This window comes from Aliamphritea spongicola, assembly GCF_017051665.1.
Taxonomy (GTDB): Bacteria; Pseudomonadota; Gammaproteobacteria; order Pseudomonadales; family Balneatricaceae; genus Amphritea; species Amphritea spongicola.
Window position 1 is genome coordinate 1 of record NZ_JAFIDL010000105.1, and the last position, 286, is coordinate 286.

The 286-nt window shown below is 67.1% G+C and carries 1 protein-coding gene; it reads right to left on the reverse strand.

Going from position 1 to position 286, the window contains the following annotated elements:
- Positions 1-286: hypothetical protein (locus JYB63_RS22935; protein WP_207758449.1), on the reverse strand; the 286-nt coding region annotated here is incomplete at both ends.

Here is a 286-nt window from a genome sequence, read left to right on the forward strand (position 1 = left end):
TGGAGGCAGAGGTGGTGTTGTCGGCCCCGGCCAACAGCCGGGCGATGGCGGCCATGACGCTCTTGCCGCTGCCACCCGGGCCGGTCACTTCAAGGAACAATTGCCAGTCATAGCGGTTGGCCAGCACCATAAAGAGCGCCGCGAGGATGCGCTCCTGCTTGTCGTGATTGCCCCCGGCGGCCCGCGTCAGCCACTGCCAGAAGTGCGGCGCATGGTCGGCCAGGTTCTCCCCGGCACGCGGCGGCGTGTAGTCCACGCTGTTGACGGTGCGCAGCCAGTGTTCTTG